We start from the raw sequence: 12,207 nt of genomic DNA, 5'->3' as shown, positions 1-12,207 counted from the left end.
ATGCCCGCCACCGGCCCGCCCCCGCCCGCCCGCCGCGTCCCGCGCCGCGCCGCACCCGTCCTGGCCGCCGTGTTCCTGCTGGCCCCCACCGCCTGCGGCTACGGCTCCCAGGCCAAGGACGACAACGGCACCGCGAAGATCGCCGCCGGCGCGCAACGCATCGACGGCCTGGACTCCGTACGCATCGGCTACTTCGCCAACCTCACCCACGGCACCGCGCTGGTGGGCAACCGCAAGGGCTTCTTCCAAAAGGCGCTGGGCGCCACCAGGGCGACGTACGCGACGTTCAACGCCGGCCCCTCCGAGATCGAGGCGATCAACTCCGGGTCGATCGACATCGGCTGGATCGGCCCGTCCCCGGCCATCAACGGATTCGCCAAGTCCGGCGGCAAGAACCTGCGCATCATCGGCGGTTCGGCCTCCGGCGGGGTCAAGCTGGTCGTCAACCCCGAGAAGATCACTTCGCTCCGGGACGTCAAGGGCAAGAAGATCGCCACCCCGCAGCTCGGCAACACCCAGGACGTGGCCCTGCTCAACTGGGCGGCCGAGCAGGGCTGGCACGTCGACGCGCAGAGCGGCAAGGGCGAGGTGACCGTGGTGCGCAGCGACAACAAGGTCACCCCGGACGCCTACAAGGCCGGCTCCGTCGACGGCGCGTGGGTGCCCGAGCCGACCGCCTCCAAAATCGTCGCCCAGGGCGGCAAGGTCCTGCTGGACGAGAAGACGCTGTGGCCCGGCGGCACGTTCGTCATCACGAACATCATCGTGTCGCAGAAGTTCCTCGCCCGGCACCCGCGGGTCGTCGAGGCGGTGCTGAAGGCGTCGGTGGACACCAACAAGTGGATCGACGCCCACCCCCGGGCGGCCAAGGCGGCCGCCAACCAGCAGCTGGCCGCCGACGCCGGCAAGGCGCTGCCCCGCCAGGTCCTGGACCCGGCCTGGAAGTCCATCGACTTCACCGACGACCCGCTGGCCGCCACCCTGCGCACCCAGGCCGGGCACGCCGTCAAGGCCGGCCTGCTCGATGCGCCCGACCTGGCCGGCATCTACGACCTCACCCCGCTCAACACGATCCTCAAGGCCGCCGGCCGGCCCCCGGCCGGCGACGCCGGACTCGGCGTCAGGTGACCCCGATGCGCTCCCAGGAGGTGACGACCATGACCACGACGCTGGCCGAGGCCGGTGAGGGCACCACGACGGCCCGCCACGCCGCCCGCCTCGCACACGTCTCGAAGTCGTTCCCCGGCCCCGCCGGGCCCCAGCTCGTGCTGGACGACATCAGCCTGACCGTGGCACCCGGCGAGTTCGTCACCCTCCTGGGGGCCTCGGGCTGCGGCAAATCCACCCTGCTCAACCTCGTCGCCGGCCTCGACGGGCCCACCACCGGCGAGATCACCACCGACGGCCGGCCGGCCCTGATGTTCCAGGAACACGCCCTGTTCCCCTGGCTGACCGCCGGCAAGAACATCGAACTCGCCCTCAAACTGCGCGGCATCGCCCCCCGGCAACGGCGCGAGCGCGCCGAGGAGCTCCTGGAACTCGTCCGCCTCAAAGGCGCCCACGGCAAGCGGGTGCACGAGCTGTCCGGCGGCATGCGCCAGCGCGTCGCGCTGGCCCGCGCGCTGGCCCAGGAGAGCCGCCTGCTGCTGATGGACGAACCCTTCGCCGCCCTGGACGCCATCACCCGCGACGTGCTGCACGACGAACTGACCCGGATCTGGAGCGAGACCCGGCTGTCGGTGCTGTTCGTCACCCACAACGTGCGCGAGGCCGCCCGCCTGGCCCAGCGCGTGATCCTGCTGTCCTCCCGCCCCGGGCGCATCGCCCGCGCCTGGGACGTGGACATCCCCCAGCCGCGCCGCATCGAGGACACCGCCGTCGCGGAGCTCTCCATCGAGATCACCGAACAACTGCGGGGGGAGATCCGCCGGCATGGCCAGTACTGAGACACCCACCGCCAAGGACGGCAACGACCTCGCCGGCCTCGACGCCCTGGAAACCCGCCAGCAGATCCGCAAGCCCTTCACCCTGACCCTGCGCGAAAAGGTCCTGCCGCCCGTCACCGCCGTCGCGCTCGTCCTCGCGGTGTGGCAGGCGCTGGTCTCCTTCGAGATCGTCGACGACCCCAGCAAGCTGCCCTCCCCGGGCGCCGTCTACGACGTGGCGCGCCAGGCCTGGCTGGAGGGCGAACTCCTGGGCTACATCTGGACGTCCGTCTCGCGCGGCCTGCTCGGCTTCTGCCTGGCCCTGCTCATCGGCACCCCCCTGGGCCTGCTCGTGGCCCGGCTGACGTTCCTGCGCGCGGCGATCGGCCCGATCCTGTCCGGCCTGCAGTCCCTGCCCTCGGTGGCCTGGGTGCCGCCCGCGGTGATCTGGCTGGGCCTGAACAACTCGATGATGTACGCGGTGATCCTGCTCGGCGCGGTCCCCTCCATCGCCAACGGCCTGGTCTCCGGCGTCGACCAGGTGCCGCCGCTGTTCCTGCGGGCCGGACGCACCATGGGCGCCACCGGCCTCAAGGGCACCTGGCACGTGGTGCTGCCGGCCGCCCTGCCCGGCTACGTCGCCGGACTCAAACAGGGCTGGGCGTTCTCCTGGCGCTCACTCATGGCCGCCGAGATCATCGCGTCCTTCCCCGACCTCGGCGTCGGACTCGGGCAGCTCCTGGAAAACGGCCGCAACGCCAGCGACATGGCCATGGTCTTCGAGGCCATCCTGCTCATCCTCCTGGTCGGCATCGCCATCGACCTGCTCATCTTCAGCCCCCTGGAGCGCTGGGTCCTGCGCAGCCGCGGCCTGCTCGTCAGGCACTGAACCCGCTCGGGCCACGGTCCTGACCCGCTCGGGCCACGGTCCGACGACCGTCAACCCACCCTCGACCGGGGCTAGAGACACCGCTGCGACGCTCATCCGGAATAGCGGCAGAAAGGGCACACCGGATGGCTTTCAATGACGGGCGGGCTACGGTGATCGCAGACGGTTTGAGTTCCGCCGGATTAAGGTGCGAAGAACCGGTGGCCGGTGACGGAATCGCCCCCGGAAATGCCCCCGGAAACGCCCCTGGAGGAAGCCGCGGAATCGGCCCGGAAATCGGCCTCCAGAATGTCGAGAAGACACCCGTACAGGAACTCCCGGTCCATGCGCTCTCGCCCGGACTGCACCTGCGCCAGGGGGGAATCAACGCCGCGTACCTCCACCTGCTCGTCGAGGCGTCGGGCCGCTGCGCACTGCCGCCCGTGCTCGTCCAGAAAGACGGCTGGCGCATCATCGACGGGCTGCACAGGATGGAGGCCGCGAAACTCTGCGGCGACCACAGCATAAAAGCGCGGCTCATCGACTGCTCGGACGCCGAAGCGCTCGTCCTGGCCATGAAGGCCAACAGCTCGCACGGACTTCCGCTGTCGAAGGCCGACCGGATCGGCGGGGCCGAACGCGTGCTGCGGGCGCACCCCGAATGGTCCGACCGCGCCCTCGCGAGCGTCACGGGACTGAGCGCCAAGACGATCGCCGCCCTGCGCGACCGCTCCGCGTGCGCCACCCCGCCCGGCGGCCAGCGCCTGGGCCTGGACGGCAAACTGCGCTCGGTCTCCGCCGGCGAGGGCCGGCGCCGCGCCGCCGCCTACCTCAACGCCCACCCCGAGGCCACACTGCGGGAAGTCGCCCGGGAGACCGAGGTGTCCCTCGGCACCGTCCACGACGTGAGCGCCCGGCTGCGCCGCGGTGTCAGCCCCGAACGCAACGGACTCCGGGGGACCGGCGCCCGGCTCACCCTGCACCCGGCCGACCCGGCCCGCCCGGCCGCGCAGGCCCCGGCGGCCGGCCACGCCCAGCCGCCGGAGGCCGAGGGCGCGCCCCTGCGGCGCACCGGCCCGGCCGAGGAGCCCCCCGCCTGGGAGACGGTCGCGGCCAAGGTCGCCAACGACCCGTGCATCCGCTACACCGCCGGCGGCAAGGAGTTCCTGCAGTGGATGGCGCTGCACGCCACCGACCCGGACGGCTGGCGCGAGCTCGTCGGCGCCGTCCCGCCGCACTGGGTCGGCGTCATCGCCCCCATCGCGGAGAGCGTCAGCAGGGAATGGAGCCTGTTCGCCGAGCGGCTCAGGGGCCGGCAGGGAGCGGTATGAGCCCCGGCCGGGCGCTGCCGCCTCAGGAGCCGCTCTCCAGCTGCCGCTTCAGCGCGCGCTCCACCGGGGACAGGGCGACCTCCGGACACAGCCGTTCCGGATGGGCCCGGGGCGGGCCCGCCAACTCCCGGGGCGCCGTGGCGGGCGGGCGCCAGGTGCCCGCCATGCAGATGGCGCCGTAGGCCTGCAGGGCCGCGTACACCTCGCGCCAGCAGCGCCTGATCAAGCCGGACATGGCAATCCCTCCGAGAAGGCGCGGCCGCAGTGGCCGCGGGTGCGCCGGGCCGTCACTGTGCGGACCACTGGTCGAGGCGGACTCCAGCCGCCCCTCCGCCCGGCCTCAAGAGCGCCTTGCCAACGTGGCCGGGTGGAGCAGTCGCGCTCCGCGGCTCCGCGGGGCGCACGGTCGCAGGAGGATAGGCCCATGGACGAGGCCGAACGTGAGCGGCAGGTACGCGGCGGTGAAGCAGTCGCGCCGGTGCTCCGGCTCGCCGGGGTGGACGACGACGAGGACGACCCCGTGGAGACGAACGTGGTGCGCGGGATCGACTGACCGACGCCCCTTCCCGGCCCGGCCCGAAAGCCGCGACGGTGGTGTGCCAGGGCGCGTTGCGCCGGTGACCGAAAGAGGAGTCCAAGACGATGACGCTCTCCCCGCGGCGCGCCGGCACGACGGCGCTGTCCCCCTCGGCCCGCGCGTTCCTCACCGCGCCGCACACCGCCGTGCTGAGCACGCTGAGACCTGACGGCTCGCCCCATCTGACACCCGTGCGGTTCACCTGGGACGAGCGGGCGGGCCTCGCCCGCGTCCTGACGGTGAACACCACGCGCAAGGTCAGGAACGTGCTGGCCTCGCCGTCGGCCCGCGTCGCGCTCTGCCAGGTGGACGGCTTCGCCTGGGTCGCCCTGGAGGGCACCGCCCGGGTCTTCGACGCCCCCGACCGCGTCGCCGAGGGGGTGCGCCGCTACACCGAGCGCTACTTCGCCGGGCCGCCGAACCCGCCGGGACGGGTGGTCGTGGAGATCGCGGTCGACCGGGTGACGACCCTCAACTGCTGAACCCACCAGGCCCCCTGAGAGCGCTGAGGGCGCTGAGGGCTCTGGGCCCGCTGGGGGAGTGTGGGGCATCAGCCGCGGGCGCCGGGCGGCATCCCGTCCACCCAGATCAGCCCGAACGAGAGCCGGGTGAGCCGCCAGCCGTCCGGGGTGCGCCGGGCCGAGCCGCTCACCGAGGTGCCGGTGGTGAACAACTCGGGCCCCTCGCCGCCGGGATGGTGGACGTGCGTGGAGAGGAGGTTGGCGCGCAGGCTCGCCGCGTCGCCCGCGCAGTCCACCACCGCGGGCGAATTCAGGTGCTGGGTGCGGGCGAAATGCGCCAGCGCGCTGCGGTGCCATTCCGCGAGCCCGTCCCTTCCCTCGTGCCGGCTCAGGGGAAACGCGACGACGGCGTCCTCGGTGAACAGGGTGCGCGCCCACGCGTCGTCGAGTTTTTCGGTGTCCAAAGCCAGGAGATAGCGGTCCAGTAGCCCGCGCACGGCAAAGGCGTCCGCCATGGCCGTGTCCGGAGTGAAGGCTTCAGCTTCAGTCGAGGTCATGCTTGAGAATGGGCCCACAAAGGCACCTCGACCAACCCCGCCTGTAGAAGATCTGACATTGTCCGCACGTTTCTGTACTGGACTGCAGAAGCGTTGCACCGACGTCTCTTTACCGGCCGCTCCGGCGCTGTCCATACTCGTAAAACATCAACCAGAAGAGGGCGGATGGACGACGATGGACAATTATGACGCGGACGTGATCATCGTAGGCGCGGGTCCCACCGGGCTCATGCTCGCCGGTGAGTTCGGCCTGCACGGAATTTCCGTTCTCGTGGTCGACAGGCTCGCCGAGCCGATGCAGCAGTCACGCGCTCTTGGTTTCTCCGCGCGCACCATCGAGGAATTCGGGCAGCGCGGGCTGCTGTCCCGCCTCGGCGAGGTCGACGTCATCCCCGCCGGGCACTTCGGCGGCGTGCCGCTGGACTACCGGGTGCTCAGCGGCGGTTCCTACGGCGCCCGGGGGATACCCCAGTCCCGCACCGAGGCGATGCTGGCCGGCTGGGCCACCGAGCAAGGCGCCCGCATCCGCCGGTCCGTCGAGGTCACCGGCCTCATCCAGGACGAGGACGGCGTCACGCTGCAGGTGGCCGAGGCCGACGGCGGCCGGCTGCGCGCACGGTACGTCATCGGGTGCGACGGCGCCCGCAGCGCGGTGCGCGAGGCCGCGGGGATCGCCTTCCCCGGCACCGAGCCGGCCATCGAGCTGCGCTTCGCCGACATCGCCGGGGTGCGGCTGCGGCCCCGGTTCGCCGGCGAGCGGGTCCCCGACGGCATGATCATGGTGCTGCCGCTGGGCCCGGACCGCTGCCGCATCATCTACTACGACCGCACCGAGCCGCTGCGCGAGAGCGCGGACCCGATCACCTTCGCCGAGGTCGCCGACACCTTCCAGAGGCTGTCGGGCGAGGACATCCACGCGGCCACCCCGCTGTGGGTGAGCTCGACCACCGACGTGAGCCGGCAGGCCGCCGAATACCGGCGCGGCCGGGTGTTCGTGGCGGGCGACGCCGCCCACATCCACCTGCCCATCGGCGCCCAGGGCATGAGCGCCGGCGTGCAGGACGCGGTCAACCTCGGCTGGAAACTCTCACTGGTCCTCAAGGGGCTGGCCCCCGACGCGCTGCTGGACACCTACCACAGCGAGCGGCACCCGGTCGGCGCCCGGATCCTGACCAACACCCTGGCCCAGCGCATCCTCTACCTCGGCGGCGAGGAGATCACCCCGCTGCTCGACGTCTTCACCGAGCTCACCCGGTACGAGTCGGTGCAGCGCCACCTGGTCGGCATGGTCACCGGACTCGACATCCGCCACGAGGTGGGCGCGGGGGAGCACCCGCTGCTCGGCCGGCGCCTCGAAGACGCCGAGCTGACCTGCGAGGGACAGCGCAAAAGCGTCTACTCCCTGCTGCACGCCGGCCGGGGCGTCCTGCTCGACCTCGGCGGGGACAGCCCGCTGCTGGACACCGCCAAGGCCTGGTCGGACCGCGTCGACATCGTCACGGCCGAACGCGGCCAGGAGCTGCCCGACGCCGAGGGGATCCTGCTGCGCCCCGACGGCTACATCGCCTGGATCACGCCCGACGAGGGCGCCGAGACCCTGCCCCGCGCGCTGGAGCGCTGGTTCGGCCCCGCCGCCTGAACCCCCCGCACCCCCGCTCCACGGCCCGCCGCATCCATTCCTGACAGGAAGTGACATCCCGCCATGCCCTACATCTCCACCCAGGACAATTACCTGACCGTCCTCAACCTGTTCACCACCGACCGGCCGGACAAGCAGGACAAGCTGATCCAGGAGATGCGGAAGATCGTCGACACCGCGGCCTTCGACGGCTGGATCTCCTCCACCGTGCACGCCGGCCAGGACAGCCCCGGCACCGCCAACTTCATCCAGTGGCGCAGCGGCGAGGACCTGGAGAAGCGGTACGCCGGCGAGGAGTTCAAGCACCGCACGCTGCCGGTCTTCCAGGACATCACCACCTCCATCCGGCTGCTGCAGAGCGAGATCGTCCACACTCAGCGCCACCCCTCCCAGGGCGAGGCGACCGAGGTCTCGCCCGACCGCGACGACCACACCGTCATCGAGATCTTCAAGGTCGCCGAAGGCAACCAGGACGAGCTGATCGCGGAGCTGGGCGAGGGCCAGTCCTGGCTCGTGGACGTGGACGGCTACCGCTCGCACAGCGTCTTCAAGGGCCTGCGCGCCCGCTTCCTGGACGGGCCCTTCGTCGTCGTCTACTCGCAGTGGGCGAGCAAGGAGCAGTACGACGCCCACCGCCACCAGGCCCTGGCGCAGCAGTCCGAGACCCGCCAGAAGTCCGAGGCGCGCATCAACGCCCTGAAGACCGAGAGCGACTGGAACTCCTACCGGGTCATCCACAGCCGCGCCGCCGGCGCCTGAACCCCTGCCCGGCCCGCCCGCGGGCCGGCCCGTCGAGCCCACCCCGCCCCGGCCGGGCGGCTCGACTCCGGCCCGCCGGCCCTGACCCTGTCGTGCCCAGCGCCCGGCGCCCACCGCAAGGAGCGAGGTATGCACAGCACGCTGATCGTGGCCCGGATGGCGATCGACTCCAGCCGCGACGTCGCCGAACTGTTCACCGACTTCGACGCCACCGACATGCCCCACCGGATGGGGACCCGGCGCCGTCAGCTCTTCGCCTACCGCGGCCTCTACTTCCACCTCCAGGACTTCGACAGCGACGACGGAGGCTCCCGGATCGAACGGGCCAAGGACGACCCGCGGTTCGTGCGGATCAGCGAGGACCTGAAGCCGCACATCGAGGCATACGACCCGGCGACCTGGCGCTCCCCGGCCGACGCCATGGCCCAGCGCTTCTACTCCTGGGAGGCCGGCGCATGACGCAGCGCCGCGTGGTCATCACCGGCATCGAGGTCCTGGCCCCCGGCGGCCTGGGCCGAAAAGAGTTCTGGCAGCTGCTCAGCGAGGGCCGCACCGCGACCCGGGGCATCACCTTCTTCGACCCCGCGCCGTTCCGCTCCAAGGTGGCGGCCGAGGCCGACTTCTGCGGCCTGGAGCAGGGCCTGACCCCGCAGGAGGTGCGGCGCATGGACCGGGCCGCACAGTTCGCCGTGGTCACCGCGCGCGGCGCGGTCGAGGACAGCGGCGCCGAACTGGCCGCCCACCCGCCCCACCGCATCGGCGTGACCGTGGGCAGCGCGGTGGGCGCCACCATGGGCCTGGACGACGAATACCGCGTCGTCAGCGACGGCGGCCGCCTCGACCTGGTCGACCACCGCTACGCCGTGCCGCACCTGTACAACTACCTGGTGCCCAGCTCGTTCGCGGCGGAGGTGGCCTGGGCGGTCGGCGCCGAGGGACCCTCCACGGTCGTCTCCACCGGCTGCACCTCCGGCATCGACGCCGTCGGCTACGCCGTCGAGCTGGTGCGCGAGGGCTCCGTCGACGTCATGGTCGCCGGGGCGTCGGACGCGCCGATCTCACCGATCACCATGGCCTGCTTCGACGCGATCAAGGCGACCACACCGCGCCACGACGCGCCCGCGACGGCCTCGCGACCCTTCGACAGCACCCGCAACGGCTTCGTGCTCGGCGAGGGCGCCGCCTTCTTCGTCCTGGAGGAACTGCACAGCGCCCGGCGCAGAGGCGCGCACATCTACGCCGAGATCGCCGGCTACGCCACCCGCTCCAACGCCTACCACATGACCGGACTGCGCCGGGACGGCGCGGAGATGGCCGAGGCCATCCGCCTGGCCCTGGACGAGGCCAGGATCAACCCCGAGCAGATCCACTACATCAACGCCCACGGCTCGGGCACCAAGCAGAACGACCGGCACGAGACGGCCGCGTTCAAAAAGGCGCTGGGCGAGCACGCCTACCGCACCCCGGTCAGCTCCATCAAGTCGATGGTGGGCCACTCGCTGGGCGCCATCGGCTCCATCGAGATCGCCGCCTCCGCCCTGGCGATGGAGTACGACGTCGTCCCGCCGACCGCCAACCTGCACACGCCCGACCCCGAATGCGACCTGGACTACGTGCCGCTGACGGCCCGCGACCAGCGCGTCGACTCCGTGCTGACGGTCGGCAGCGGCTTCGGCGGATTCCAGAGCGCCATGGTGCTCACCGGCGCGCGAAGGAGCACCGTATGACCCCGGTCGCGGTCACCGGCATGGGCATCGCCGCCCCCAACGGCCTGGGCGCGGCCGACTACTGGGCGGCCACCCTGGGCGCCAAGAGCGGCATCGGCCGCATCACCCGCTTCGACCCCTCCAGCTACCCCGCCCAACTGGCCGGCGAGATCCCCGGGTTCGAGGCCGCCGACCACCTGCCGGGCCGGCTGCTGCCGCAGACCGACCGCGTCACCCGGCTGTCGCTGGCCGCCGCGGACTGGGCGCTCGCCGACGCCGGCGTGGACGTGGCCGCCTTCGACCCGCTGGACATGGGCGTGGTCACCGCCAGCCACGCCGGCGGCTTCGAGTTCGGCCAGGACGAACTGCAGAAACTGTGGGCCAAGGGCAGCCAGTTCGTCTCCGCCTACCAGTCCTTCGCCTGGTTCTACGCGGTCAACAGCGGCCAGATCTCCATCCGGCACGGCATGAAGGGGCCCAGCGGCGTCGTCGTCAGCGACCAGGCCGGCGGCCTGGACGCCCTCGCCCAGGCCCGACGGCTGGTGCGCAAGGGCACCCCGCTGATCGTGTGCGGCGCCGTGGACGCCTCGGTCTGCCCCTGGGGCTGGGTCGCCCAGCTCGCCGGCGGACGCATGAGCGACAGCGACGAACCCACCCGCGCCTACCTGCCCTTCGACCGCGACGCCCGCGGCTACGTGCCCGGCGAGGGCGGCGCCCTGTTCACCCTGGAACCGGCCGAGGCGGCCCGCGCCCGCGGCGCCCAGGTCTACGGCGAGCTCACCGGCTACGGGGCGACCATCGACCCGCCCCCGCACAGCGGCCGCGGCTCCACCCTGCGCACCGCCCTGCGCATCGCCCTGGACGACGCGGGCGCCGGCCCCGGCGACATCGACGTGGTCTTCGCCGACGGCGCCGGCGTGCCCGAACTGGACCGGGCCGAGGCCGAGGCGATCAGTGAGGTCTTCGGCTCCGGCCGCATCCCGGTCACCGTGCCCAAGACGATGACCGGCCGCCTGCACTCCGGCGCCGCACCGCTGGACGTGGCCTGCGCGCTGCTTGCCATGCGGGCCGGCGTCATCCCGCCCACCGTCCACATCGACCCCTGCCCCGAGTACGACCTGGACCTGGTCCTGTACCAGCCGCGCCCGGCCACCCTGCGCACCGCACTGGTGCTGGCCCGCGGCCACGGCGGCTTCAACTCCGCGATGGTCGTGCGCGCCGGGCAGTGAACCGCCCGCACCGGCCGGCGCGGCACGCCCGCACCGGCCGGGCCCAAGACGAAGGAAGCACACCGACATGACCGACAAACCCTTCACCCTCACCGACCTCAAGCGCATCCTCGTCGAGGCCGCGGGCGCCGACGAGACCACCCAGCCCGACGACATCCTGGACACCACCTTCGCCCTGCTGGGCTACGAGTCGCTCGCCCTGCTGGAGACCGGCGGCTGCATCGAGCGCGAGTACGGCATCTCCCTCGACGACGACACGCTGACCGACGCCCTGACCCCCCGGGAACTGATCGACACCGTCAACGAGCGGCTGGCCGCCGCCCGCGTGGCCTGAGAGGACACCCGCCATGACCCAGTCCACCTCCCGCGTCGCGCTCATCACCGGCGCCACCAGCGGCATCGGCCTGGCCACCGCCCGGCTGCTGGCCGGCCAGGGCCACCTCGTCTTCCTCGGCGCGCGCACCGAGAACGACGTCATCGCGACCGTCAAGTCCCTGCGCAACGACGGCCTGGAGGCCGAGGGCCAGGCCCTGGACGTGCGCGACGGCGCCTCCGTCACCTCCTTCGTGCAGGCCGCCGCCGACCGCTACGGCCGCATCGACGTGCTGGTCAACAACGCCGGACGCTCCGGCGGCGGCGTCACCGCGGACCTCACCGACGAGCTGTGGGACGACGTCATCGACACCAACCTCAACAGCGTCTTCCGCATGACCCGCGCGGTGCTCACCACCGGCGGCATGCGCACCCGGGACCGCGGCCGCATCATCAACGTCGCCTCCACCGCGGGCAAGCAGGGCGTCGTCCTCGGCGCCCCCTACTCCGCCTCCAAGCACGGCGTCGTCGGCTTCACCAAAGCCCTCGGCAACGAACTGGCCCCCACCGGCATCACCGTCAACGCCGTCTGCCCCGGCTACGTGGAGACGCCGATGGCCCAGCGGGTGCGCCAGGGCTACGCCGCCGCCTACGACACCACCGAGGAGGCGATCCTCACCAAGTTCCAGGCCAAGATCCCGCTCGGCCGCTACAGCACCCCCGAGGAAGTCGCCGGACTGATCGGCTACCTGGCCTCCGACACCGCCGCCTCCATCACCTCCCAGGCGCTCAACGTCTGCGGCGGCCTCGGCAACTTCTGAACCGCCCCGACCCGCCCAAGGA

At 72.1% G+C, this 12,207-nt stretch carries 15 protein-coding genes; 13 read left to right on the top strand and 2 right to left on the bottom strand.

What is annotated here, in order from left to right; genetic code table 11:
• The 4 genes from AB0H82_RS24035 (at position 1) to AB0H82_RS24020 (ending at position 4,124) form a co-directional block, all read left to right on the top strand.
• The gene (locus tag AB0H82_RS24035; RefSeq protein WP_362996043.1) at positions 1-1,128 is read left to right on the top strand and encodes an aliphatic sulfonate ABC transporter substrate-binding protein; all 1,128 of its coding nucleotides are present in this window, start codon (positions 1-3) and stop codon (positions 1,126-1,128) included.
• Positions 1,129-1,157: 29 nt separating this feature from the next.
• Positions 1,158-1,946 (top strand): ABC transporter ATP-binding protein, encoded by a 789-nt coding sequence (locus AB0H82_RS24030; protein WP_362995925.1) that lies wholly within the window; start codon positions 1,158-1,160, stop codon positions 1,944-1,946.
• Positions 1,933-2,814, top strand: coding sequence for an ABC transporter permease (locus tag AB0H82_RS24025; RefSeq protein WP_362995923.1), 882 nt, complete (start codon positions 1,933-1,935; stop codon positions 2,812-2,814). Before AB0H82_RS24030 ends, AB0H82_RS24025 begins: the two co-directional genes overlap by 14 nt.
• Positions 2,815-3,014: 200 nt before the next feature.
• The gene (locus AB0H82_RS24020) at positions 3,015-4,124 is read left to right on the top strand and encodes a ParB N-terminal domain-containing protein (protein WP_362995921.1); all 1,110 of its coding nucleotides are present in this window, start codon (positions 3,015-3,017) and stop codon (positions 4,122-4,124) included.
• Positions 4,125-4,146: 22 nt separating this feature from the next.
• Here the strand turns inward: AB0H82_RS24020 and AB0H82_RS24015 are convergent, their stop codons facing one another.
• Positions 4,147-4,359, bottom strand: coding sequence for a DUF6059 family protein (locus tag AB0H82_RS24015; protein WP_362995919.1), 213 nt, complete (start codon positions 4,357-4,359; stop codon positions 4,147-4,149).
• A 189-nt stretch (positions 4,360-4,548) separates the two neighbouring features.
• Between AB0H82_RS24015 and AB0H82_RS24010 the strand changes: the two genes are divergently transcribed.
• The gene (locus AB0H82_RS24010) at positions 4,549-4,677 is read left to right on the top strand and encodes a hypothetical protein (RefSeq protein ID WP_362995917.1); all 129 of its coding nucleotides are present in this window, start codon (positions 4,549-4,551) and stop codon (positions 4,675-4,677) included.
• An 89-nt stretch (positions 4,678-4,766) separates the two neighbouring features.
• Positions 4,767-5,183 carry a TIGR03618 family F420-dependent PPOX class oxidoreductase gene (locus tag AB0H82_RS24005; protein ID WP_362995915.1) on the top strand — a complete coding sequence of 139 codons (417 nt, stop codon included), beginning with the start codon at positions 4,767-4,769 and terminating at the stop codon, positions 5,181-5,183.
• 68 nt (positions 5,184-5,251) lie between these two features.
• Here the strand turns inward: AB0H82_RS24005 and AB0H82_RS24000 are convergent, their stop codons facing one another.
• Positions 5,252-5,719, bottom strand: coding sequence for a nuclear transport factor 2 family protein (locus tag AB0H82_RS24000; RefSeq protein ID WP_362995913.1), 468 nt, complete (start codon positions 5,717-5,719; stop codon positions 5,252-5,254).
• A 175-nt stretch (positions 5,720-5,894) separates the two neighbouring features.
• Here AB0H82_RS24000 and AB0H82_RS23995 point away from each other — a divergent pair, with 175 nt between their 5' ends.
• The 7 genes from AB0H82_RS23995 to fabG all read left to right on the top strand — a co-directional run bounded on the left by AB0H82_RS23995 (position 5,895) and on the right by fabG (position 12,185).
• Entirely contained in the window at positions 5,895-7,358 is a 1,464-nt protein-coding gene (locus AB0H82_RS23995; protein WP_362995911.1) for an FAD-dependent monooxygenase, read from the top strand.
• Between the two features lie 63 nt (positions 7,359-7,421).
• Positions 7,422-8,117 carry an antibiotic biosynthesis monooxygenase family protein gene (locus AB0H82_RS23990; protein ID WP_362995909.1) on the top strand — a complete coding sequence of 232 codons (696 nt, stop codon included), beginning with the start codon at positions 7,422-7,424 and terminating at the stop codon, positions 8,115-8,117.
• Positions 8,118-8,246: 129 nt separating this feature from the next.
• On the top strand, positions 8,247-8,576 hold the full coding sequence (locus AB0H82_RS23985; RefSeq protein WP_362995907.1) for a TcmI family type II polyketide cyclase: 330 nt from the start codon (positions 8,247-8,249) through the stop codon (positions 8,574-8,576).
• Positions 8,573-9,844 carry a beta-ketoacyl-[acyl-carrier-protein] synthase family protein gene (locus AB0H82_RS23980; protein WP_362995905.1) on the top strand — a complete coding sequence of 424 codons (1,272 nt, stop codon included), beginning with the start codon at positions 8,573-8,575 and terminating at the stop codon, positions 9,842-9,844. Before AB0H82_RS23985 ends, AB0H82_RS23980 begins: the two co-directional genes overlap by 4 nt.
• A complete protein-coding gene (locus tag AB0H82_RS23975) occupies positions 9,841-11,052 on the top strand; it encodes a ketosynthase chain-length factor (RefSeq protein WP_362995903.1) in 1,212 nt (403 codons plus the stop codon). Before AB0H82_RS23980 ends, AB0H82_RS23975 begins: the two co-directional genes overlap by 4 nt.
• A 67-nt stretch (positions 11,053-11,119) precedes the next feature.
• Entirely contained in the window at positions 11,120-11,386 is a 267-nt protein-coding gene (locus tag AB0H82_RS23970) for an acyl carrier protein (protein WP_362995901.1), read from the top strand.
• A gap of 13 nt (positions 11,387-11,399) precedes the next feature.
• The gene (gene fabG, locus AB0H82_RS23965) at positions 11,400-12,185 is read left to right on the top strand and encodes a 3-oxoacyl-ACP reductase FabG (RefSeq protein WP_362995899.1); all 786 of its coding nucleotides are present in this window, start codon (positions 11,400-11,402) and stop codon (positions 12,183-12,185) included.
• The last annotated feature ends 22 nt before the right edge of the window (positions 12,186-12,207 follow it).

The sequence above is a fragment of the Streptomyces sp. NPDC050732 genome (assembly GCF_040654255.1).
Taxonomy (GTDB): domain Bacteria; phylum Actinomycetota; class Actinomycetes; order Streptomycetales; family Streptomycetaceae; genus Streptomyces.
Note: the sequence above shows the minus strand (reverse complement) of the source record. Positions and strands in the feature narration are given on the sequence as shown.

Coding starts and splice junctions, on each gene's coding strand:
- AB0H82_RS23985 (WP_362995907.1), top strand. CDS start 8,247: ATGCACAGCACGCTGATCGTGGCCCGGATGGCGATCGACTCCAGCCGC.
- AB0H82_RS24030 (WP_362995925.1), top strand. CDS start 1,158: ATGACCACGACGCTGGCCGAGGCCGGTGAGGGCACCACGACGGCCCGC.
- AB0H82_RS23980 (WP_362995905.1), top strand. CDS start 8,573: ATGACGCAGCGCCGCGTGGTCATCACCGGCATCGAGGTCCTGGCCCCC.
- AB0H82_RS24025 (WP_362995923.1), top strand. CDS start 1,933: ATGGCCAGTACTGAGACACCCACCGCCAAGGACGGCAACGACCTCGCC.
- AB0H82_RS23990 (WP_362995909.1), top strand. CDS start 7,422: ATGCCCTACATCTCCACCCAGGACAATTACCTGACCGTCCTCAACCTG.
- AB0H82_RS24000 (WP_362995913.1), bottom strand. CDS start 5,719: ATGACCTCGACTGAAGCTGAAGCCTTCACTCCGGACACGGCCATGGCG.
- AB0H82_RS24010 (WP_362995917.1), top strand. CDS start 4,549: ATGGACGAGGCCGAACGTGAGCGGCAGGTACGCGGCGGTGAAGCAGTC.
- AB0H82_RS24005 (WP_362995915.1), top strand. CDS start 4,767: ATGACGCTCTCCCCGCGGCGCGCCGGCACGACGGCGCTGTCCCCCTCG.
- fabG (WP_362995899.1), top strand. CDS start 11,400: ATGACCCAGTCCACCTCCCGCGTCGCGCTCATCACCGGCGCCACCAGC.
- AB0H82_RS24015 (WP_362995919.1), bottom strand. CDS start 4,359: ATGTCCGGCTTGATCAGGCGCTGCTGGCGCGAGGTGTACGCGGCCCTG.
- AB0H82_RS24035 (WP_362996043.1), top strand. CDS start 1: ATGCCCGCCACCGGCCCGCCCCCGCCCGCCCGCCGCGTCCCGCGCCGC.
- AB0H82_RS23970 (WP_362995901.1), top strand. CDS start 11,120: ATGACCGACAAACCCTTCACCCTCACCGACCTCAAGCGCATCCTCGTC.
- AB0H82_RS23975 (WP_362995903.1), top strand. CDS start 9,841: ATGACCCCGGTCGCGGTCACCGGCATGGGCATCGCCGCCCCCAACGGC.
- AB0H82_RS23995 (WP_362995911.1), top strand. CDS start 5,895: ATGGACAATTATGACGCGGACGTGATCATCGTAGGCGCGGGTCCCACC.